At 69.1% G+C, this 17,972-nt stretch carries 23 protein-coding genes; 14 read left to right on the top strand and 9 right to left on the bottom strand.

The window, feature by feature from the left end:
* The first annotated feature begins 2 nt into the window (after positions 1 to 2).
* The 7 genes from hisC (at position 3) to ABC319_RS11980 (ending at position 7,515) form a co-directional block, all read left to right on the top strand.
* A complete protein-coding gene (hisC, locus tag ABC319_RS12010) occupies positions 3 to 1,124 on the top strand; it encodes a histidinol-phosphate transaminase (protein ID WP_413070457.1) in 1,122 nt (373 codons plus the stop codon).
* On the top strand, positions 1,124 to 2,068 hold the full coding sequence (locus ABC319_RS12005) for a prephenate/arogenate dehydrogenase family protein (protein ID WP_413070456.1): 945 nt from the start codon (positions 1,124 to 1,126) through the stop codon (positions 2,066 to 2,068). Before hisC ends, ABC319_RS12005 begins: the two co-directional genes overlap by 1 nt.
* 6 nt (positions 2,069 to 2,074) lie before the next feature.
* Positions 2,075 to 3,139, top strand: coding sequence for a type III polyketide synthase (locus ABC319_RS12000; protein ID WP_413070455.1), 1,065 nt, complete (start codon positions 2,075 to 2,077; stop codon positions 3,137 to 3,139).
* Positions 3,136 to 3,819, top strand: coding sequence for a methyltransferase domain-containing protein (locus ABC319_RS11995; RefSeq protein WP_413070454.1), 684 nt, complete (start codon positions 3,136 to 3,138; stop codon positions 3,817 to 3,819). Before ABC319_RS12000 ends, ABC319_RS11995 begins: the two co-directional genes overlap by 4 nt.
* Entirely contained in the window at positions 3,798 to 4,898 is a 1,101-nt protein-coding gene (locus ABC319_RS11990) for an NAD(P)/FAD-dependent oxidoreductase (protein WP_413070453.1), read from the top strand. Before ABC319_RS11995 ends, ABC319_RS11990 begins: the two co-directional genes overlap by 22 nt.
* A 31-nt stretch (positions 4,899 to 4,929) precedes the next feature.
* On the top strand, positions 4,930 to 5,331 hold the full coding sequence (msrB, locus tag ABC319_RS11985; RefSeq protein ID WP_413070452.1) for a peptide-methionine (R)-S-oxide reductase MsrB: 402 nt from the start codon (positions 4,930 to 4,932) through the stop codon (positions 5,329 to 5,331).
* Between the two features lie 69 nt (positions 5,332 to 5,400).
* Positions 5,401 to 7,515 carry a transglycosylase domain-containing protein gene (locus ABC319_RS11980; RefSeq protein ID WP_413070451.1) on the top strand — a complete coding sequence of 705 codons (2,115 nt, stop codon included), beginning with the start codon at positions 5,401 to 5,403 and terminating at the stop codon, positions 7,513 to 7,515.
* On the opposite strand, the gene ABC319_RS11975 is transcribed toward ABC319_RS11980, so the two are convergent.
* From ABC319_RS11975 to ABC319_RS11965, 3 genes are read right to left on the bottom strand one after another with little or no spacing between them, the layout of a single operon-like run.
* On the bottom strand, positions 7,491 to 8,186 hold the full coding sequence (locus tag ABC319_RS11975) for a M48 family metallopeptidase (RefSeq protein WP_413070450.1): 696 nt from the start codon (positions 8,184 to 8,186) through the stop codon (positions 7,491 to 7,493). The genes ABC319_RS11980 and ABC319_RS11975 overlap by 25 nt on opposite strands.
* Complete coding sequence (locus ABC319_RS11970; protein ID WP_413070449.1) at positions 8,183 to 8,626, bottom strand: YcgN family cysteine cluster protein; 444 nt, start codon at positions 8,624 to 8,626, stop codon at positions 8,183 to 8,185. The genes ABC319_RS11975 and ABC319_RS11970 overlap by 4 nt, the downstream gene beginning before the upstream one ends.
* A complete protein-coding gene (locus ABC319_RS11965) occupies positions 8,614 to 9,201 on the bottom strand; it encodes an SCO family protein (RefSeq protein WP_413070448.1) in 588 nt (195 codons plus the stop codon). Before ABC319_RS11965 ends, ABC319_RS11970 begins: the two co-directional genes overlap by 13 nt.
* A gap of 69 nt (positions 9,202 to 9,270) precedes the next feature.
* Between ABC319_RS11965 and ABC319_RS11960 the strand changes: the two genes are divergently transcribed.
* From ABC319_RS11960 to ABC319_RS11930, 7 genes are all read left to right on the top strand, one after another.
* A complete protein-coding gene (locus ABC319_RS11960) occupies positions 9,271 to 9,861 on the top strand; it encodes an ankyrin repeat domain-containing protein (protein ID WP_413070447.1) in 591 nt (196 codons plus the stop codon).
* Between the two features lie 72 nt (positions 9,862 to 9,933).
* Entirely contained in the window at positions 9,934 to 10,218 is a 285-nt protein-coding gene (locus tag ABC319_RS11955; protein ID WP_413070446.1) for a hypothetical protein, read from the top strand.
* 303 nt (positions 10,219 to 10,521) lie between these two features.
* Entirely contained in the window at positions 10,522 to 11,565 is a 1,044-nt protein-coding gene (locus ABC319_RS11950; RefSeq protein ID WP_413070445.1) for an extracellular catalytic domain type 1 short-chain-length polyhydroxyalkanoate depolymerase, read from the top strand.
* 133 nt (positions 11,566 to 11,698) lie between these two features.
* Complete coding sequence (locus ABC319_RS11945; RefSeq protein WP_413070444.1) at positions 11,699 to 12,256, top strand: septal ring lytic transglycosylase RlpA family protein; 558 nt, start codon at positions 11,699 to 11,701, stop codon at positions 12,254 to 12,256.
* 293 nt (positions 12,257 to 12,549) lie between these two features.
* Complete coding sequence (locus ABC319_RS11940) at positions 12,550 to 13,212, top strand: PEP-CTERM sorting domain-containing protein (protein ID WP_413070443.1); 663 nt, start codon at positions 12,550 to 12,552, stop codon at positions 13,210 to 13,212.
* Between the two features lie 7 nt (positions 13,213 to 13,219).
* Positions 13,220 to 13,852 carry a L,D-transpeptidase family protein gene (locus tag ABC319_RS11935; RefSeq protein ID WP_413070442.1) on the top strand — a complete coding sequence of 211 codons (633 nt, stop codon included), beginning with the start codon at positions 13,220 to 13,222 and terminating at the stop codon, positions 13,850 to 13,852.
* Between the two features lie 83 nt (positions 13,853 to 13,935).
* Entirely contained in the window at positions 13,936 to 14,460 is a 525-nt protein-coding gene (locus tag ABC319_RS11930; RefSeq protein WP_413070441.1) for a CAP domain-containing protein, read from the top strand.
* Between the two features lie 10 nt (positions 14,461 to 14,470).
* On the opposite strand, the gene ABC319_RS11925 is transcribed toward ABC319_RS11930, so the two are convergent.
* The 6 genes from ABC319_RS11925 to ABC319_RS11900 form a co-directional block, all read right to left on the bottom strand.
* Complete coding sequence (locus ABC319_RS11925) at positions 14,471 to 15,130, bottom strand: RBBP9/YdeN family alpha/beta hydrolase (RefSeq protein WP_413070440.1); 660 nt, start codon at positions 15,128 to 15,130, stop codon at positions 14,471 to 14,473.
* Between the two features lie 144 nt (positions 15,131 to 15,274).
* Positions 15,275 to 15,772, bottom strand: coding sequence for an MmcB family DNA repair protein (locus tag ABC319_RS11920; protein WP_413071684.1), 498 nt, complete (start codon positions 15,770 to 15,772; stop codon positions 15,275 to 15,277).
* A gap of 70 nt (positions 15,773 to 15,842) precedes the next feature.
* Positions 15,843 to 16,529 carry a cell wall hydrolase gene (locus tag ABC319_RS11915; protein ID WP_413070439.1) on the bottom strand — a complete coding sequence of 229 codons (687 nt, stop codon included), beginning with the start codon at positions 16,527 to 16,529 and terminating at the stop codon, positions 15,843 to 15,845.
* Between the two features lie 153 nt (positions 16,530 to 16,682).
* Complete coding sequence (locus tag ABC319_RS11910; RefSeq protein ID WP_413070438.1) at positions 16,683 to 17,006, bottom strand: DUF1491 family protein; 324 nt, start codon at positions 17,004 to 17,006, stop codon at positions 16,683 to 16,685.
* Positions 17,003 to 17,455 carry a PaaI family thioesterase gene (locus ABC319_RS11905; RefSeq protein WP_413070437.1) on the bottom strand — a complete coding sequence of 151 codons (453 nt, stop codon included), beginning with the start codon at positions 17,453 to 17,455 and terminating at the stop codon, positions 17,003 to 17,005. The genes ABC319_RS11910 and ABC319_RS11905 overlap by 4 nt, the downstream gene beginning before the upstream one ends.
* Positions 17,445 to 17,912 carry a PTS sugar transporter subunit IIA gene (locus ABC319_RS11900; RefSeq protein ID WP_413070436.1) on the bottom strand — a complete coding sequence of 156 codons (468 nt, stop codon included), beginning with the start codon at positions 17,910 to 17,912 and terminating at the stop codon, positions 17,445 to 17,447. Before ABC319_RS11900 ends, ABC319_RS11905 begins: the two co-directional genes overlap by 11 nt.
* Positions 17,913 to 17,972: the final 60 nt, after the last annotated feature.

The following is a 17,972-nucleotide window of genomic DNA, read 5'->3' as shown; positions in this document are numbered from 1 at the left end:
CCATGACCCACGACACCGCCCCCGCCTCCCGGCCTGTTCCCAAGCCCTGGATCGCCGCGATCGCCCCCTATGTCCCGGGCCGTGCGACCGCCGACGACGGACGCAAGGTCGCCAAATTGTCCTCCAACGAGAACCCGCTGGGCACGCCGGAGGCCGCGCGCGAGGCCTATCGCAGCGCGGCCGGCGAGCTTGAGCGCTATCCGGATGCCGCCGCGGTCGAGCTGCGCGCGAAACTGGCGGCGCATTACGGCATAGAGGCGGAGCGCATCGTCTATGGCACCGGGTCGGACGAGGTGCTGCACCTCGCCGCGGGCGCCTTTGCCGGCGTCGGGGACGAGATCATCCATGTCCGCTACGGCTTCGCGGTGTACGACATCGCGACGCGGCGGGTCGGCGCGGTGCCGGTGGTGGCCGACGATCGCGACTATGCGTCTGACGTCGATGCGATCCTCGCCGCGGTGACCGATCGTACGCGGGTGATCTTCCTGGCCAATCCCAACAATCCCACCGGCACCTACACGCCGCGCGCCGACATCGCCCGGCTGCACGCCGCGCTGCCCCGCGACGTGCTGCTGGTGATCGACCAGGCCTATACCGAATATCTCGAGCCGGCCGACGACGACGGCGCGCTGGAACTGGCGCGGACCCAACCCAACGTCCTGGTGACGCGGACCTTTTCGAAGATCTTCGGGCTGGCGGCGGAGCGGATCGGCTGGGGCTATGGCGCGCCGGCGATCATCGATGCCATGCACCGCATCCGTGCCCCCTTCTCGTTCGGCATCGGGGCGCAGCGGGCGGCGATCGCCGCGCTCGACGCCCATGATTTCATCGCGGCCAGCCGCGCCCACAATCTCGAATGGCGCGACTGGTTCGTCGGGCAGATCGAATCGCTCGCCGCCGCCGGCCTGCGCGCGGTGCCCAGCAAGGCCAATTTCGTCATGGTCCTGTTCCAGGGCGCGCTGACCGCCGAGGCGGCGTACCAGACGCTGATGGCCGCGGGCTACGCCACCCGCTGGCTGCCGGGTCAGGGGCTGGCGCACGGCCTGCGCATCACCATCGGCGGCGAGGCGGACATGCGCGCCGTCGCCCGCGTGCTGCGCGACGAGGCGGAACGGGCCGGCTGATGCCCGGCTTTGCGCACATCGCGATCATCGGGTTGGGACTGATCGGCTCGTCCGTCGCCCGCGCCACCCGCCGCGCCCTGCCGCACGTCCGGATCACCGGTTTCGATGCCGATCCGGCGGTGCGGGCGACGGCCACGCGGATCGCGCTCGCCGACAGCATCGCGGATACCGCCGGCGAAGCGGTGCGCGGGGCCGATCTGGTCATGTTCTGCGTACCCGTCGGTGCGATGGGCGCGGCGGCCGCGGCGATCGCCGGCGATCTCGGCGCCGATGCGATCGTCACCGACGTCGGCGGGTCGAAGGACAGTGTCATCGCGGCGCTGCGCGGCGCCCTCCCCGCTGCCACGATCATCCCCGGCCACCCTGTCGCCGGAACCGAGCATAGTGGCCCGGAGGCGGGCTTCGCGACGCTGTTCCGCGGTCGCTGGTGCATCCTGACCCCGGAGGAGGACGCCGACGCCACGGCGGTCGCCCGCCTGCGCTCGTTCTGGGAGGCGCTCGGCGCCGATGTGGAGATCATGACGCCCCGCCACCACGATCTGGTGCTGGCGGTGACCAGCCACGTCCCGCACCTGATCGCCTACTCGATCGTCGGCACCGCGTCCGACCTGGAGGAGGTGACCCAGAGCGAGGTCATCAAATTCTCGGCGGGCGGCTTCCGCGACTTCACCCGCATCGCCGCCTCCGATCCGACGATGTGGCGCGACGTCTTCCTCAACAATCGTGCGGCGGTGCTGGAGATCCTCCAGCGCCTGACCGAGGACGTGACGATGCTCCAGCGCGCGATCCGCTGGGGCGATGGCGACGCGCTGTTCGACCTCTTCACCCGCACCCGCGCGATCCGCCGTTCCATCATCGAGCAGGGACAGGACGATCCGGCGGCGGATTTCGGCCGTTCGCACGGCGACAGCGACTTGGCGCCGGATCCTCACATCGCGCGTTAGGAGCAGGTGTCCGCTTACCTCCACGCCATCGGCGTCGCCACGCCCGACCATGATGTCCACCGCGCCTTCATCGACTGGGCTGCCGACCGGGTAGAGCCGCGGGCGCGGGCGGTGTTCCAGCGGATGACGCGGCGCGCGGGTATCGATCATCGCTGGTCGGTCCTGCCACCGGCTGCGGACGGCGGTTCGCCGGTGTCGCCCGGCGGCTTCTACGCCGATGCGCCGCTGCCGGGAACCGCGTCGCGCATGGCGATCTATGCCGATGCCGCACCCACCCTGGCGCTGGAGGCGGTGGCGGCGCTGGCGGCGCAGGTGCCGTTGGACGGCATCACCCACCTGGTCGTCGCCAGCTGCACCGGCTTCGTCGCCCCCGGTCTCGACCAGATCGTCGCCCGACGGCTGGGGCTGCCGGGTTCGGTGGAGCGGCTGCTGATTGGCTTCATGGGCTGCTACGCGGCGGTCGCCGCGCTGCGCAGCGCGCGCCATATCGTCCGATCGGAACCGGCGGCGCGGGTGCTGGTGATCGCCTGCGAGCTGTCGACGCTGCACCTTCAGGACAGCAGCGAACCCGAATCGCTCCTCGCCCAGCTGCAGTTCGGTGACGGCGCGGCCGCGGCGCTGGTCACGGGCGAGCCGGCCGGCTTCGCGCTGGAACGCCCGTTCGCGGCCACCCTGCCCGACAGCGACGCGCTGATCCGCTGGACCATCACCGATCGCGGCTTCGCGATGATCCTGTCGGGAGAGGTGCCGCGCCGGATCGGCACGGCGCTGGCCGATCCGGGCTTCTGCGACACGGTCACCGGCGGACATGGCGCCGGCGGGATCGATGCGTGGGCGGTCCATGCCGGCGGGCGATCGATCCTGGATGCCGTGCAGACCGCCCTGGCACTGCCCGACGACGCCCTCGACGCCGCCCGCGGCGTGCTCCGCGACCATGGCAACATGTCGTCGGCGACGCTGATGTTCACGCTGGCCCGCCTGCTGGCCGGTCCGCCGGTTACGCACGGCGTCGCGCTGGCGTTCGGCCCCGGCCTCGCCGCCGAGGGGCTCGGCTTCCGGAGCGCGCGGTGATGCTGGAGACGCGCGCGGTCGCCCGCGAACTGATGGACGACGACGACCTCGACCGCGAGACCTACGCCGCCGTGGTCGGCGATCTCGCCCGCGTCAACACGGTGACGCTGGCCGCCCGGCCAACCCTCGCCTTCCTGTCGCGGCTGGCGAAGGGGCGCGATCGGCTCCGCATCCTCGACGTCGGGTATGGCGACGGCGACATGCTGCGCCGGATCGAGCGCTGGGCTGTGAGGAAGCGGCTCGCGGTCGAGCTGGTCGGCGTCGACCTGAACCCGCGCAGCGAATATGCGGCGCGGCTTCACACGCCCCCCGGCTCGACGATCCGCTATCGCACCGGCGATTACGAGGAGATGGGGCGCGGCTGGGACGCCGTCGTCAGCAGCCTGGTCGCCCATCACATGACCACGACCGAGCTGGTCGCCTTCCTCCGCTGGATGGAGGGGCATGCGGACGGGTGGTTCGTCAACGACCTCCACCGCCACGCCGTCGCCCATCGCGGCTTCCCGCTGCTCGCCCGGCTGGCGCGCTGGCATCCCATCGTCCGGCACGACGGCACCGTGTCGATCGCCCGCGCCTTCCGTGCGGCGGACTGGACCACGCTGCTGACGGATGCCGGGATCGACGATGCCCGCGTGTTCCGCGCCTTTCCGTTCCGGCTGTGCGTCGAACGGCGCCGCTGATCGTCGGCGGCGGTCCGGCCGGGGCTGCCGCCGCGATCGCGCTGGCGGCAGGCGGCGTCCGCCCGCTGCTGCTGGAGCGGACCGTGGAGACCGGGGACGCACTGTGCGGCGGCTTCCTCAGCTGGCGCTCGCTGGCGGCGCTGGAGCGACTGGGGATTCCCGCCGATGCGCTCAACCGCGACCGCATCGGCGAGGTGCGCCTGTTCGCCGGCGGGCAAAGCTCCTCGGCTTCCCTGCCGCAGCCGGGGCTGACCGTGTCGCGCCGCACGCTCGACACCCTGTTGCTGTCCCGCGCATCGGCGGTCGCCGCGGTCGAGCGGGGCGTGGCCGTCCGCGCGATCGAGGATGGCCTGCCCCGGCTTGCGGACGGATCGGTGCTATCCACGGACTCCCTGTTCCTCGCAACGGGCAAGTACGACCTGCGCGGCGTCCCCCGCCCCCCAACCGCGCGGGGGAGTGATCCTGTTCTCGGACTGCGGGTCCGGCTCGCACCGTCCGCGGCGCTCGCGCGCCTCGTCGGGCAGCGGATCGAGCTCCACCTGTTCCGGCGTGGCTATGCCGGGATCGCCCGGCAGGAGGATGGCGCCGTCAACCTGTGCATGGCGGTCCACCGGTCGCGGCTGGACGAGGCCGGCTCGCCCGCGGCGCTGCTGGCGACGCTGGGCCGCGAGGAACCGGTGCTGGGCGAGCGGCTGGCGTTCATGACGTCGGAGCCGATCCAGGCGATCGCCAACGTCCCGTATGGCTGGCGCGCGCGCAAGGGGCGGTCGGGTCTGTTCCGGCTGGGCGACCAGGCCGCCGTCATCCCCTCGTTGGCGGGTGAGGGGATGGGGATCGCCCTGGCCAGCGGCGTTTCCGCCGCCCACGCCCTTCTGCGGGGCGGCAGCGACGCCGCGACCGGATGGCAGGCGCGCTTCGCCGCCACCGCCCGGCGCCCGATGGCGGTCGCGGGGCTGCTGCGCCGCCTGGCAGAGGGGCCGGTTGCGCCGTGGATGGTACGCGCCGCCTTCCCCGGCTTGATCCAGTTAGTCGCGGATGCGACACGGATCGATCACATAGAAGCATCGCAGGGTACTTGATCGCGCGGGGGGCGCTCACGAAATCATGGCCATGGATCAGATCAACCTTTCCGAAGCGGAATGGCGCCGTCGCCTGACGCCCGAGCAGTACCACGTCCTGCGTGAGGCGGGCACCGAGCGTGCGTTCGCCGGCGCGCTGAACGACAACAAGGCCGACGGCGTCTATCGGTGCGCAGCGTGCGCGAACGAGTTGTTCGACAGCGCCGACAAATATGACAGCGGCTCGGGCTGGCCCAGCTTCACGCAGCCGATCGCGCCGGGCCGGGTCACCGACCATACCGATCGCAGCCACGGGATGGTGCGGACGGAGACGCGCTGCTCGCGCTGCGACAGCCATCTGGGCCACGTCTTCCCGGACGGGCCGCCACCCACCGGCCAGCGTTACTGCATGAACTCGATCTCGCTCGAATTCCGCCCGCGCAAGGGCGACTGACGATCGGGAACGCCGACATGCGGTAACGCTTGTCGGCGGCAGGGTTAACGCGTATTTCGCGGGCCGCTCATGGCCCGCACGCGTCCCGTATCCCGTTCACCCTGGCGTCGCCGCCTGGGCCTGACCCTGAAGATCCTGATCGCGCTGGCCGTGCTCGGCCTGGGCGCGCTGATCGTGGCGGTGTACGTCGCCCGCTCGCAGCTACCCAGCTTCGAGGAACTGAAGTCGTCGCCCAATGGCCAGATGATCCGCGTCCATGCCGCCGACGGATCGGTAATCGTGTCGATCGGCCCCAGCTATGGCGAGTGGCTGCCCTATCGCGTCATTCCGGAAGTGATGCGCGACGCGACCGTGGCGGTCGAGGATCGCCGGTTCCGGTCGCATCTGGGCGTCGATCCGGTCGGTATCGGCCGGTCGGTGATCGTACGATACGAGCGCGGACGCTGGGTGCAGGGCGGATCGACCATCACCCAGCAGCTGGCCCGCAACGTCTTCCTGTCGAGCCAGAAGAAGTTCGGCCGCAAGTTCCGCGAGTGGATCCTGGCACTGGCGCTGGAGCGCAAGTTCACCAAGGACCAGATCCTCGAATTGTACCTGAACAAGGTCTATTACGGCGGCGGCGCGTACGGCATCGATGCCGCCAGCCGCAAGTTCTTCGGCCATGGCGCCGATCGGCTGACCCTGGCGGAGGCGGCGGTGATCGCCGGGCTGGTCAAGGCGCCGTCCAACTATTCCCCCACCGCCGATGCCGATGCGGCGGTCGGCCGGGCGGGCGTGGTGATCCGCCAGATGGTCCGCAACGGCTATGTCACCCAGGTCCAGGCCGATCAGGCGGATCCGGAAGGATTGAAACTGACGCCGGAGCCGCCGCAGAACAGCGCGCGCTACTTCACCGACTGGGCCCTGCCCCAGCTCGACACGCTGATCGACGAGACTCAGGCGCCGCTGGAGGTGTGGACGACGATCGATCCCGCCATGCAGCGTCAGGCCGATACCGCGATCCGCGCCAACGTGCCCAAGGGGGCACAGGGCGCGCTCGTCTCGCTCGATCGCGACGGCGCGGTGCGCGCGATGGTCGGTGGCACCGACTATGTCTCGTCGATCTACAATCGTGCGACGCAGGCGGTGCGCCAGCCCGGATCGGCGTTCAAGCTCTTCGTCTACCTCGCCGCACTGGAGGCGGGGCACAAGCCCGAGGACGTGGTCGTCGACGAGCCGGTGACGATCGACGGGTGGAGCCCGCGCAACGATTCACGCCGCAATTCCGGCAACGTGACGCTGCGCACCGCCTTCGCCTATTCGCTGAATACCGTGGCAGCGAAGCTGGGGCAGGAAGTGGGGTTCGCCACGATCGCCGACATGGCACGGCGCTTCGGCATCACCACGCCCGTCAATACGCATCCGTCCATGGTGCTCGGCACGTCGGACGTGCGCCTGATCGACATGACCCGCGCCTTCGCGAGCGTCGCGTCGAAGGGTGTGGCCGTCGTGCCGTACGGTATCACCCGCGTCACCGCGAACGGCGAGACGATCTACACGCACGAGGTGGATCGCAGTCGGGTACTGGTCGCCCCCTATGTCGCGGCGGCGATGACCGATCTCCTCCAGACCGCCGTCAACACCGGCACCGGTCGCGAGGCGCAGATCGGACGCCCGGTGGCCGGCAAGACCGGCACGACCTCGTCGCAGAAGGACGGCTGGTTCCTGGGCTTCTCCAGCGGCCTGACGACGGGCGTGTGGATGGGCCGCGACAATGCGCGGCCGGTCGCGGGGCTGCACGGCGGCACCGCGCCCGCGCGGGCGTTCGCCGCCTTCATGCGTCCGGCGACGGCAAGCCGCCCGATCGAGCAGTTCGACACGCAGGTGACCCTGCCCGAATGGCAGCTGGAGCCGGACGAGGAGAGCTATTTCGGCGGTCCCGACAACGGATCGTTCGTCGACGAGAATGGCGAGCCCCTGCCCCAGCAGCCCGCCGATCCGGTACCGCCGGCCGACATCGGCGAGGAGGAGCCGGTCCGCACCGCTCCCCCGCCGCGAACGCCACAGCAGCAGCTGGACGACCTGATCGAAAGCGTGTCGGGTCGTGATCGGCCCGCGCGCGATCCGCAGCGGCGCGACACCCCGGCACCACCGGCCACGGTGCCGACGCCGCGTCCTCCTCAGGAAGCCCTGCCGAACCAGTGAAGCGCGGCGCCGTGCTCGCGCAGCCACGCGCGGGCCGGTGCCGGATCCTCGTCCAGCAGGGTCGCGACCAGGGCATGGAACTGCGCGCCATGGTTCATGTGGACGCGGTGCGCCACCTCGTGTGCGACGGTCGCCCGCCGCACCCAGCCCGGTGCGAGCAGCAGTCGCCAGCTGTAGCGGATGATCCCCGACGACGCGCAGCTGCCCCAGCGCCGGCGCGGGTCGCCGATGCCGACATCGCTGACGGTCACCCCGGCCTTGCGGGCGAACTCGGCCGTCTCGTCGCTCAGCAGGTCGAGCGCGGCGGTGCGCAGCCATGCCTCGACGCGGCGGGCGATCGTCTCCTCGGGTCCGGCGACCAGCAGCCGGTCACCGTCGTGGATCAGTGTCCGGCGGCGCCCCTCGTCGCGAACGATGGTGACCGGCCGATCGGCGACCACGAACGTCGCGCCGGGCACGAACGGTCGCGCGATCGGCAGTGTGGCCCGCTGCTCGGCGAGCCAGCCTGCCTTTTCCTCCGCCCAGGCAAGCGCGGTCGCAAGCGCGGCACGGCGCGGCAGGACCAGACGGGCACGACCGCTGGCCGGATCGATCGACAGGGTGCAGCGACGCGCCCGCGGGTGGCGGACGATCTCCACCCCTTCCAGCCCCGTGGCCGGTCGGCCGGTCACAGCTCGCGCTCGACCAGATGATCCTCCATGTCGCCGACATCGTCCTCGCTGACCGTCCAGCCGCGTACCGATTGTCCGGCGCTATGCACCGCTTCCCGGTCGCCGCAGACCAGATAATGCCACGCCGGCAGCGCCTCGCCCGCCGCGCGCAGACGATAGGCACAGGTGGATGGCAGCCAGTCGATGTCCCGCACATTGCCCGCAGTCAGGCGGACGCACTCGGGTACATAGGCGCGGCGATGGCGATAATCCGAACATTGTCCACTACGACGATCGAGCAGGCGGCAGGCGACGTTGGTCGGGTGGACCTCCCCAGTCTCCTCGTCCTCCAGCTTGTGGATGCAGCATTTGCCGCACCCGTCGCACAGCGCCTCCCACTGGCCGCGGTCCAGCCGCTCGATCGGCGTGTCTTCCCAGAAGCGTGCGGTCATTTCACCCATTGCTCGATGGTGGCGGCGACCGCGTCCGGTCCCTTGTCCTGCGGGACCAGGGCAATGGGGCGGTTGTCGGGATCCATCAGATAGGCCTGACGGCTGTGATCCACCATATATCCGCCGCCGGGCGTCGCCTCGCCCCTGGCGGCATAGACGCCGTATGCCTTCTTCACCGCATCGATCGCCGCGGTGCTGCCGGTCAGCCCGGTCAGGCGGATCGGAAAGGCGCCGGCGAACTGCTTCAGCACCGCCGGCGTGTCCCGCTCGGGATCGACGCTGACGAAGACCGGCGCGACCTTCGCGGCCTGCGCCGGCGAACGGTCCGCCACCTGCTTCAGCCCCGCGGCGATCGCCGCCACGTCGGTGGGGCAGACATCGGGGCAGAAGGTATAGCCGAAATACATCAGCCGGTACTTGCCCGCGAAGCTGCGATCGGTGACCGTGCGGCCATCCTGATCGATCAGCGTGAACGGCCCGCCGATCCGCGCCCCGGCCAGCGGTGGAGCGGACGTGGAATTATCGGGCGTCGCGTTCTGGCAGGCGGCGAGCGCCAGCGACAGGAGGATCCAGCGCAGGTTCATGGCGCAGCCACCCTTGATCTGTTAGCCGGGCCCGCGCAAGCAGCACCGATCGACCCAGAGGACGTTTCAATGAAGTGCATCCCCCTGATTCTGGCGGCCCTTGCCCTGTCCGTCCCCGCCACCGCCCAGCAGCAGTCGGAGAGCTACAAGTTCCTGCAGGCGGTCAAGGACGCCAAGGGAAACGAGGTGATCGACATGCTTGATCGCCCCGGCAGCAACCTCGTCAACACGCGTGAGGCTAGTTCCGGCGAGGGCGCGCTGCACATCGTGGTGAAGCGCGGCGACGAAAAATATGTTCGCTACCTGCTGCAGAAGGGCGCGGATCCGAACCTTCGCGACCGTCAGGGGAATACGCCGCTGCTGCTGGCGGTGCAGCAGGGCCAGCGCGACATCCTGCCGACACTGATCGCCGGCAAGGCGAATCCCAATCTGGGCAACCAGTCGGGCGTCACCCCGCTGATCCTGGCGGTACAGAGCCGCAGCATCGACATGGTTCGCGTGCTGCTCGCGGCCAAGGCCGATCCCGACCAGAAGGACGTGATCGCCGGCATGTCCGCACGCGACTATGCCGATCAGGACAGTCGTGCCGGCGCCATCGCCAAGCTGTTCGCCGAGGCTCCCAAGCGTGCCAGGCCGAACGTCGCCGGTCCGCGGCTTTAGGGCTTGCTCCCGGGGCGCCGGTGAACCGCTGGGGTAGCCGGGCGTTCGTCATGGGATTCGAAGGAGTTTCCCATGACGCATTCCCCACCCGTCCCGCCCGGCAACCAGTCGCCCTTTCCACGGGCCGAGCCGCCCCACCCGCACCATGATGCCCCGAGCGCTGCCGTCCGGCCCGCTCACGACGACGACGATGCCGATGAGCACTCGAACAATTTGCTGACCATCGCGATCGTCGCCGGTGTCGGTGCCATCGCCGCGATTGCTGGCACGTTCCTGCTGAGGGGCGACCGCAAACCGAAGCGGCGCAAGCCCGCCGGCCGCGGCAAGCCGGCGAAGCGGCGGGCCAAAGCGGACTGACCCTCGCCGCTGCTGCCTGATCTCATGTGTTGGCATCGAAGTTGAGATTCGAATTTACGCCGCCCGCTAGCCGTTATTCGTTGGCGGCGAGTTGGGCGGCATCGTTCGGTCGTGATGCCGAGGCGAGCCATTCGCATGACGGTGGCGAACTCAAACGGGTTGTTATGTGCGCGTATCGGTCCATATTGTGCAATGCAGCACAAGATGGCGCGTGCTGGGCGGACGATCCGCTAATGGAGTGTTCGCATGCGACGATTGTCCGACACGATTCAACGTCTGGCGAAGGCCAGGCTCCCCCTGCCGATGACGAAGACCGGCGGCGCGGGCGATCGTCTGCGCGATCTGGGTGAGTTCGGTGACAATCCCGGCAACCTTCGCGGGCACATCCACGTCCCGGATACCGTAATCGATCGGCCGGCGCTGGTCGTCGTGCTCCACGGCTGCACCCAGACGGCGGCGAGCTACGATGCCGGTTCCGGCTGGTCGCGGCTCGCCGATCGGCACGGTTTCGTCGTCCTCTATCCGGAGCAGCAGCGCGCCAACAATCCCAACCTCTGCTTCAACTGGTTCCAGCCGGAGGACATCGGCCGCGGGCGTGGCGAGGCGGCGTCGATCCGCGCGATGATCGACACGGTCGCGCGCGAGTACAGCGTCGATCCCACCCGCATTTTCGTGACCGGACTGTCGGCGGGCGGGGCGATGACGTCGGTGATGCTGGCCACCTATCCGGAGCTGTTCGCGGGCGGCGCGATCATTGCCGGGCTCCCCTATGGCAGCGCCACGTCGGTGGTCCAGGCGCTCGACCGGATGCGCGGTCATGGCGCCGCCGACGCGATGGCACTCGCCGCATCGGTCCGTGCGGCATCGGATCATCGCGGTGCCTGGCCGAGCATTTCGGTGTGGCATGGCAGCACCGACCCGACCGTCCATCCCAGCAACGCGGCCGCGACCCTGGCACAGTGGCAGACACTGCACGGGGTGGGTGACGGAGCAGCCGAGACCAATGTGGTCGACGGCTTCCAGCATCGGCTGTGGCGGGATGCGGCGGACCGGCCGGTGATCGAGGAATACCGGATCGCCGGGATGGGCCACGGCACGCCGCTCGACGCGCGGGGTAGCGAGGGTAGCGAAGTCGCCGGGCCGCACATGCTCGATATGGGCATCTCGTCGACGCGCCACATCGCGGCATTCTGGCAACTGACCGATACGCCGGCCGCCGTACGTCGCCCCGTCGTCGTCACGACCGCGACGCCGCATGTCGCCCCGGAACCGGCCCGATCTCCGGTGCAGGCAGGTCCCGCCCAGGTGATCGAGGATGCGTTGCGGGCAGCCGGCCTGATGCGGTAAAACCGCCCGTGGCGAGTTATCGATAGCCCTGCTCGACATCTCCTCGCCACGCGCCGCGTGTAGCATTGCGCATGGTTCCCGACCGAAATTGCCACCGGACGCGCCCGTTCGCTCGATGCTACAGCCTGGCGCCATGTCGAAGACCAATGGATTGATCGCAGGCGGCGTGGTGTTGCTGCTGGGCGGCTGTGCGGGCGGCGCGGCGGTCCGGGATGTCCCCGTGCGGATCGGGCCGCCTTATCAGGTGCGCGGCGTCACCTATGTCCCCGCGGCCGACCCCTCGTTCGACATGCTTGGCTATGCAAGCTGGTACGGCAGTGAGTCGGGTAACCGGACTGCCAATGGCGAACGGTTCCGCGCGCGCTGGATCACCGCGGCCCATCCCACCCTGCCGCTGCCGACCTACGCCGAGGTGACCTCCCTCGACAGCGGCCGGCGGATCGTCGTGCGGATCAACGATCGCGGGCCGTTTGCGGGCGGCGCGAGGATCATCGACCTGTCCAAAGGCGCCGCCGAGGCCCTGGGCTTTCGTGAACGAGGTTCCACGGCGGTCAGGGTCCGGCGTATCGACCCGCCCGAAGCCGATCGGCAGCGCCTGAGGAAGGGCAAAGCCGCACGGCCGCTGCCCCCCGTATCGGCGCGCGTGCTGCAGAACCTCCGCAGCCAGTTGTCTGCTGCCCGAACGCCCTAGTTTCCCCGTCTGCGACTCGACCTTTTCGGGCCTTTGCCATGCCTCGGACAGGTCATGGAGAAAGGTTACCGGTCGTGCCGCCCGTATCACCGTGGAACGGCCACTTCGGATCTTTCCTCCCCGAACGGGTTCGTCGTGTCACTTTGCGACGAAGTGTTGCACGATAACGTCGGAACTTTTCGTTCATTTTCCTGTAATCCATTCCGACAGTCACGCTGAGTCGGCGTGGCTGCGGCCCGTACCGAAGACGGCCGGGATGTGGTGCGCAACGGCGCGCGGAAAGGGAGGAGCAGATGCTCTCGATCGACGTGAAGGGGAGGATGGCAGCGATCGGCTACCGGATCGGAACCGTGTTCCGATCGACTCCGCTCGGCCAGGCTGCCAAGCCGATCGCGACGATCGGCGGCATGTCGGCAGCGACCGTGTCGGCCATCCTGCTGTTCAGTCACAGCGCGGCGGTGGAGAGCGCCCTGGCATCGGCGATGGCCGATCCCGCTGCCATACTCGCCGCCCGCTCGCCGGGGGCCCGAGCACCCGGCGCGCTGACGCAAACCAAGCTGGCCTACGCACCGAAGGCGCCGGTCGAGCGTGTACTGGGGCAGGAGCGTGCCCGACCGACCGCCGTGCCCCCGGGCGCTGCCGCGGTACCGCTCGGAACCCCGTTGCCGGTGATCCCTGCCGACGCGTTCGGCGATCCCCTTGCCGGTGCACCGGCGCCGCTGGGCGGTGGCCCCGGATTCTCGCCGGGCGTCGGTGTGCCCGTGTCGGGCTTCATCCCCGGTGGCGGCGGTGGTGGTGGCGGCGGCGGCACGACGCCGGTCGATCCGGGCACGCCGCCGGTCAGCGCCATACCGGAACCGTCGACGTGGCTGATGACGATCCTGGGATTCTTCGCGGCGGGCATGGGGCTCCGCCGTCGCAGGTCGACGGGCACCACCCGGCTCACCGCACGCTGAGCCGATCATGCGATCGGGCTGGACAGTGACGCTGTGCGCCGTCGCCGCGCTGATGACGGGCGTGGCGGTGAGTGGTCCGCATGATCGCACGACCGTTCCGACCCACGCCGCCGACGCGTCCACCGATGCCGTCCGCATCAGTTTTCCTAGCGACCGCCTCCCCACGCTCAGCATGCCGGATGGCGAAGTGCGTCCGGTACGCAGCCTGCTGAATACACCGACCGCGATGCATTATGGCGAGTTTCGCTGGAACGATGCCGCCGTGCCCGAAGGCGATACATGGGTCCGTATCGACCTGGCGCAGCAAACAATCTCGGTGTTCCGCGCGGGCCACGAGATCGGCACCGCCGTGATCCTGTACGGTACCGACGGCAAGCCCACGCCCACCGGTATCTTTCCGATCCTGGCGAAGGCGACGCAGCATCGATCGAGCCTGTACGATGCCGAGATGCCATATATGCTGCGGCTGACGGGCGACGGCGTGGCCATCCACGCCAGCGCGGTGCGCCGGGGATCGGCCACCCATGGCTGCATCGGCGTGCCGGAGGCGTTCGCCCGCCAATTGTTCGCCGTCGTGAAGCGGGGCGATCCGGTCGCCATTCTGCCGGCGACCACCGGATCGCCGCACCAGCGCACCTGATCGTCGTTGGTCTCAGCCGCTTTAACCGATTGATTACCTGTCGATGACCATTCTTCGCCGCATTCTGCGGTGGAGGTTTTCGGGTGGTCGACGGTCGATCGGCACATTGGCTGGCACGGGCGGCGGTGCTCGCATTGTCACCGCTGGTCCTTGGTGCGACCGGTCTGACGTCCAGTCCGGACGGGCGACTGCTGGCCGGGCACAATCGCGAACGCGCTGTTCTGGGGGTCCCGCCGCTACGCTGGGACGCGGGGCTGGCCACCGATGCAAGGCGCTGGGCCAGCCATCTGGCGACGACAGGGGCGTTCCAGCATGCGCCGGAGAACCCGCTGCGTCCACAGGGCGAGAATCTGTGGGCAGGGACGCGCGGCGCCTTTGCGATCGAGGCGATGATCGGCGCCTGGATCCGCGAACGCCGCTATTTCAAGCAGGGCACCTTCCCCAACAACAGCGTCACCGGCCGGGTCGCCGATGTCGATCACTATACGCAGATGATGTGGCGCGAGACCGATGCCGTCGGCTGCGCGATCGTCGCCGGCACGCGCGAGGACGTACTGGTCTGCCGGTACAGCCAGGCGGGCAACTATACGGGCGAACGCCCCTTCTGAGGCGTGATGCTCAGGCGAGCCGGGGCGAGCGCGCCTCAGGCTGCCGGTGCGCGAGCATGGCCCGGGCATCGCCCGGCGACCGCGGCCGGGCATGCCCGTCCAGCGCCGCCGCGACCACCCGATCCAGCAGTTCCTCACCCTCGGGCCACTGACCGATACCGCTGGCGGCGTTGATGTGGCCGACCTCGCCGATATCGACGAAATGGCTTCCCCAGCCTGCGGCATAGCTGTGGGCGCGCTGGGCGGAGATCCACGGATCGTTGCGGCTGGCGACGACGGTCGATGGAAAGGGCAGCAGCACCGTGGGACTGGGCGAAAACCCGCGCAGTTCCTCCTGGATCGCCGGTCGATCGACATCAGCCGGCGCTACCAGCAACGCGCCGGCGACAGGCCAGCCATAAGGCTGTGGCGACAGGTGAGCCCACCATGCAACGGCCAGGCAGCCCAGGCTGTGCGCCACCAGGATTACCGGTGCCTGGGCGTTGGCGATGGCCCGGTCCAGCGTCGACACCCAGCTGTTGCGATGGGGCGTGTTCCAGTCGCCGAAATCGACCGTGCTGGTGTCGGTGCGCCTCGCCGCCCAGAGCGACTGCCAATGTGACGGTCCCGAGCCACCGAGGCCCGGCACCATGAGGACGGTAGGGCCGATCGCTTCACCATCGTGGAACATGGCAACCTCCTGATCGGGGCTGATTTCGCCCCTGACATATGGATGTCTCAACGCTGCCGATGTAATTCCTATCCATTTACTAGACAATACAGGCAGGCCCTGGTTGCGATGATCGGCCGGAAACACGCGCCGGCCCGAACAGCATCAACCGATCAGGTTCGCTGCCTCTGGATCGAGCGTCATCGTCAGTCGGCGGGCGGCACGGCGGGCGAATGCCAGGGTGCAGCGGCGGCGGCTGTGGGCGGGCAAAGGAACGCTGTGCGCCTCGCGGACGATTTCCGCATCATAACGATCGGCGACGATCACACCGGTTCGTGCCGGCAGGAAGGCGGGGGTGTCGAGCGGGCGCAAATCGAATCCGGCCGGCACCGCCCAGAAGAATCGGTCGCAATGGTCGAGATAGTCCGGCCACTTGCCGTCGCCCATCAGGTCGGCGCGCGACACCTTGATCTCCACGACGACGATGGCGCCGCGGGCATCCAGCGCCATCAGGTCGGCGCGTCGGCCGCCATCGAGCGACACCTCCGCCATCGGCGCCAGATCGTGCCGCAGCAGCAGGCGCGATACCCCGCGCGCCACATCCGCGGCACACAGGGCGGGATCGTCATCGTTCAGGCAGGAAGGAGGAGCCGTGTCGAGCATCGCCGGATGATAGAACATCCGGCGAACATGACAAGATCACCCGGCGATCCGCCGGGATCGACGACCCGTCTCAGCGATAGAAGACGTGGTTGCCGATCGCGGCGACGCGGCGGATGCCCGAGGCCGGCGCGCGGCCCGGCGTGTTAAAATACAGCGCCTCGTCCGCGGGGCTATCCCACGCATCGGCGAGCGCGACGCGGGCGACGGCAACGGCAGTGCGCCATGCCGCGACATTCTCGTTGATCGACGGGATCTGCCCGCCCCGCACGAAGCCGAACTGCCCGCGCTGCTTGACGACGGCACAGACGTCGGAGGGGAAGCGGCCGGACTTCGCCCGGTTGAGGATGACCTGGGCAACGGCGAGCTGGCCCGACAGCGGCTCACCCTTGGATTCGAAGAAGATCGCGCCGGCGAGGCAGCGGGTGGCACCATCGAGCGTCGATTCGCCGTCCTGGGCGGCGACGGCTTCTGCAAGGGTGTCGAAATCGTCCTCCTGATCGTCGAGAACGGCGGGAGCGATGACCTGATCGGCGGCCGGAGCGGGAGACGAAGTCTCGACCTGCAGCGGCTGTCCATCGACAAGGACGCCTTGGTTGGCGGGAACAACATGGGGGGCCAGCGTGTTGAGCGTGGCGAGAGCCGGAGTCGCGATCAGGGATTGATCGAGCTCATGGGCCCAGCCGGGGGTCGTGGCAATCAGCCCGGCGAGAGAGAGGGTCATGGCCGCGACGGTCGCGACCCGGGAAAACAACGTCATTCACTCAAAACGATATGCGGTTGGATCACGGACCCGATCGCTTGTGGGCGATCGTCCGGGCTTCCCCCCGACTGCGTAACCGACCCGGATCGCACCCGGCCGCGGCACAACGCGCTTACGACAAGTTCCGCGTTGCCGTTTGCCGCCGTCGCGTCAATTCGCCGCGATCGTTTCAGCGACGAGTCGTTGCGCACCCGGGACGTTCAGTTCGATCACCCACAGATCGGGATCGCGCTGACGCCGTCGTCGCCAATAGCCGGGAAGGTCGTCGGCCGGAGTCGACTCGATCAGCGACGGCAGGCCCGCGGCACCGATCCCGCGTTCGAACAGCCGCTCGACACCCTGTTCGACGACGACGACGAGGATCGCGCCGGCCTGCGGATCGCCCTTTGCCAGAACGGCACCGAACCCACCCCGATCGTTGGCCTGACGCAGCATGGCGGACACCAGCAACCCGCTGGGCAACCGGTCGCTCATGGCGCGGCGTAGCCGGGCAGCGTGGCGAGTGCGATCCGCGATCGCATGAAGGTGCCGGTGCCACGCGCGACCTCCTCCCCCTCCGCATCGACCAGCCGTGCCTCGCCGACCAGAACGCGACGGCGCCCGCTGATCCAGCGTCCCTCCGCGACGACGGGGCCGGCCTTCAGCGGTTTGGTCAGGAGGAGGTTGAAGGCGGTGGTGAGCAGGAAACGATCGCTGACCAGGCTGTTGCACGCGTAGAAGGCGGCATCGTCGAGCATCTTGAAATAGCCGGTGCCGTGCGCCGCGCCGGCGGCGTGGAAGTGCCGTTCGTCGAGGGTGAAGCGGATCGTCGCCACCCCCTCCCCCATGATCTGGAGCGTGGATTCGAAGAAGCGATTGATCGGCGCGCGTGCGTAGAGCCCCTCCAGCGCGCGGAAATGGGCCAGTTCGCCCTCAGGCGGCATTGCGGCTCTCGGCGGTGGTGAACAGGGCGAAGACCGCGTCGTGCGAGCCGGCGCCGCGCAGTTTCGCGAGGAATCCGCGATCGCGCAACCGGCGGGAGATGCGGGCGAGCGATTTCAGGTGGAGCGATCCGGCCCGCTCCGGCGAGAAGAGCGCGAAGACCAGGTCGACCGGCAGGTCGTCGACCGCCTGATAGGCGAGCGGCTGGGCAAGGCGGGCGAAGACGCCCACCGGCACCTCCAGCCCCGGCAGCTTGGCGTGCGGGATTGCGACACCGCCGCCGAAGCCGGTCGATCCGAGCTTCTCGCGCAGCGTCAGCCGTTCAGCCGCCAGTTTGGCATCGATGTCTGCGGTCATCTGCGCGGTAGTGGCAAGTTGCTGGAAAAGGGCCTTCTTCGATGCGACCGTCAGGCCCGTCAGAACGGCATCGGGGCGCAGCAGGTCGCTGAAATCGGTCATCACTCAACTCTACAGGAAAGACCCCGCGCGGCCCCTTAACGAAGGCGGCGCGGGGGTAGC

This window comes from Sphingomonas phoenicis (genome assembly GCF_047238005.1).
In the GTDB taxonomy this organism is placed as follows: domain Bacteria; phylum Pseudomonadota; class Alphaproteobacteria; order Sphingomonadales; family Sphingomonadaceae; genus Sphingomonas.
This window is presented reverse-complemented; position numbering and strand designations above follow the sequence as displayed.

Coding starts and splice junctions, on each gene's coding strand:
- hisC (WP_413070457.1), top strand. CDS start 3: ATGACCCACGACACCGCCCCCGCCTCCCGGCCTGTTCCCAAGCCCTGG.
- ABC319_RS12005 (WP_413070456.1), top strand. CDS start 1,124: ATGCCCGGCTTTGCGCACATCGCGATCATCGGGTTGGGACTGATCGGC.
- msrB (WP_413070452.1), top strand. CDS start 4,930: ATGGATCAGATCAACCTTTCCGAAGCGGAATGGCGCCGTCGCCTGACG.
- ABC319_RS11980 (WP_413070451.1), top strand. CDS start 5,401: ATGGCCCGCACGCGTCCCGTATCCCGTTCACCCTGGCGTCGCCGCCTG.
- ABC319_RS11970 (WP_413070449.1), bottom strand. CDS start 8,626: ATGGGTGAAATGACCGCACGCTTCTGGGAAGACACGCCGATCGAGCGG.
- ABC319_RS11965 (WP_413070448.1), bottom strand. CDS start 9,201: ATGAACCTGCGCTGGATCCTCCTGTCGCTGGCGCTCGCCGCCTGCCAG.
- ABC319_RS11960 (WP_413070447.1), top strand. CDS start 9,271: ATGAAGTGCATCCCCCTGATTCTGGCGGCCCTTGCCCTGTCCGTCCCC.
- ABC319_RS11955 (WP_413070446.1), top strand. CDS start 9,934: ATGACGCATTCCCCACCCGTCCCGCCCGGCAACCAGTCGCCCTTTCCA.
- ABC319_RS11950 (WP_413070445.1), top strand. CDS start 10,522: ATGACGAAGACCGGCGGCGCGGGCGATCGTCTGCGCGATCTGGGTGAG.
- ABC319_RS11945 (WP_413070444.1), top strand. CDS start 11,699: ATGTCGAAGACCAATGGATTGATCGCAGGCGGCGTGGTGTTGCTGCTG.
- ABC319_RS11940 (WP_413070443.1), top strand. CDS start 12,550: ATGCTCTCGATCGACGTGAAGGGGAGGATGGCAGCGATCGGCTACCGG.
- ABC319_RS11935 (WP_413070442.1), top strand. CDS start 13,220: ATGCGATCGGGCTGGACAGTGACGCTGTGCGCCGTCGCCGCGCTGATG.
- ABC319_RS11925 (WP_413070440.1), bottom strand. CDS start 15,130: ATGTTCCACGATGGTGAAGCGATCGGCCCTACCGTCCTCATGGTGCCG.
- ABC319_RS11920 (WP_413071684.1), bottom strand. CDS start 15,772: ATGCTCGACACGGCTCCTCCTTCCTGCCTGAACGATGACGATCCCGCC.
- ABC319_RS11915 (WP_413070439.1), bottom strand. CDS start 16,529: ATGACGTTGTTTTCCCGGGTCGCGACCGTCGCGGCCATGACCCTCTCT.
- ABC319_RS11910 (WP_413070438.1), bottom strand. CDS start 17,006: ATGAGCGACCGGTTGCCCAGCGGGTTGCTGGTGTCCGCCATGCTGCGT.
- ABC319_RS11905 (WP_413070437.1), bottom strand. CDS start 17,455: ATGCCGCCTGAGGGCGAACTGGCCCATTTCCGCGCGCTGGAGGGGCTC.
- ABC319_RS11900 (WP_413070436.1), bottom strand. CDS start 17,912: ATGACCGATTTCAGCGACCTGCTGCGCCCCGATGCCGTTCTGACGGGC.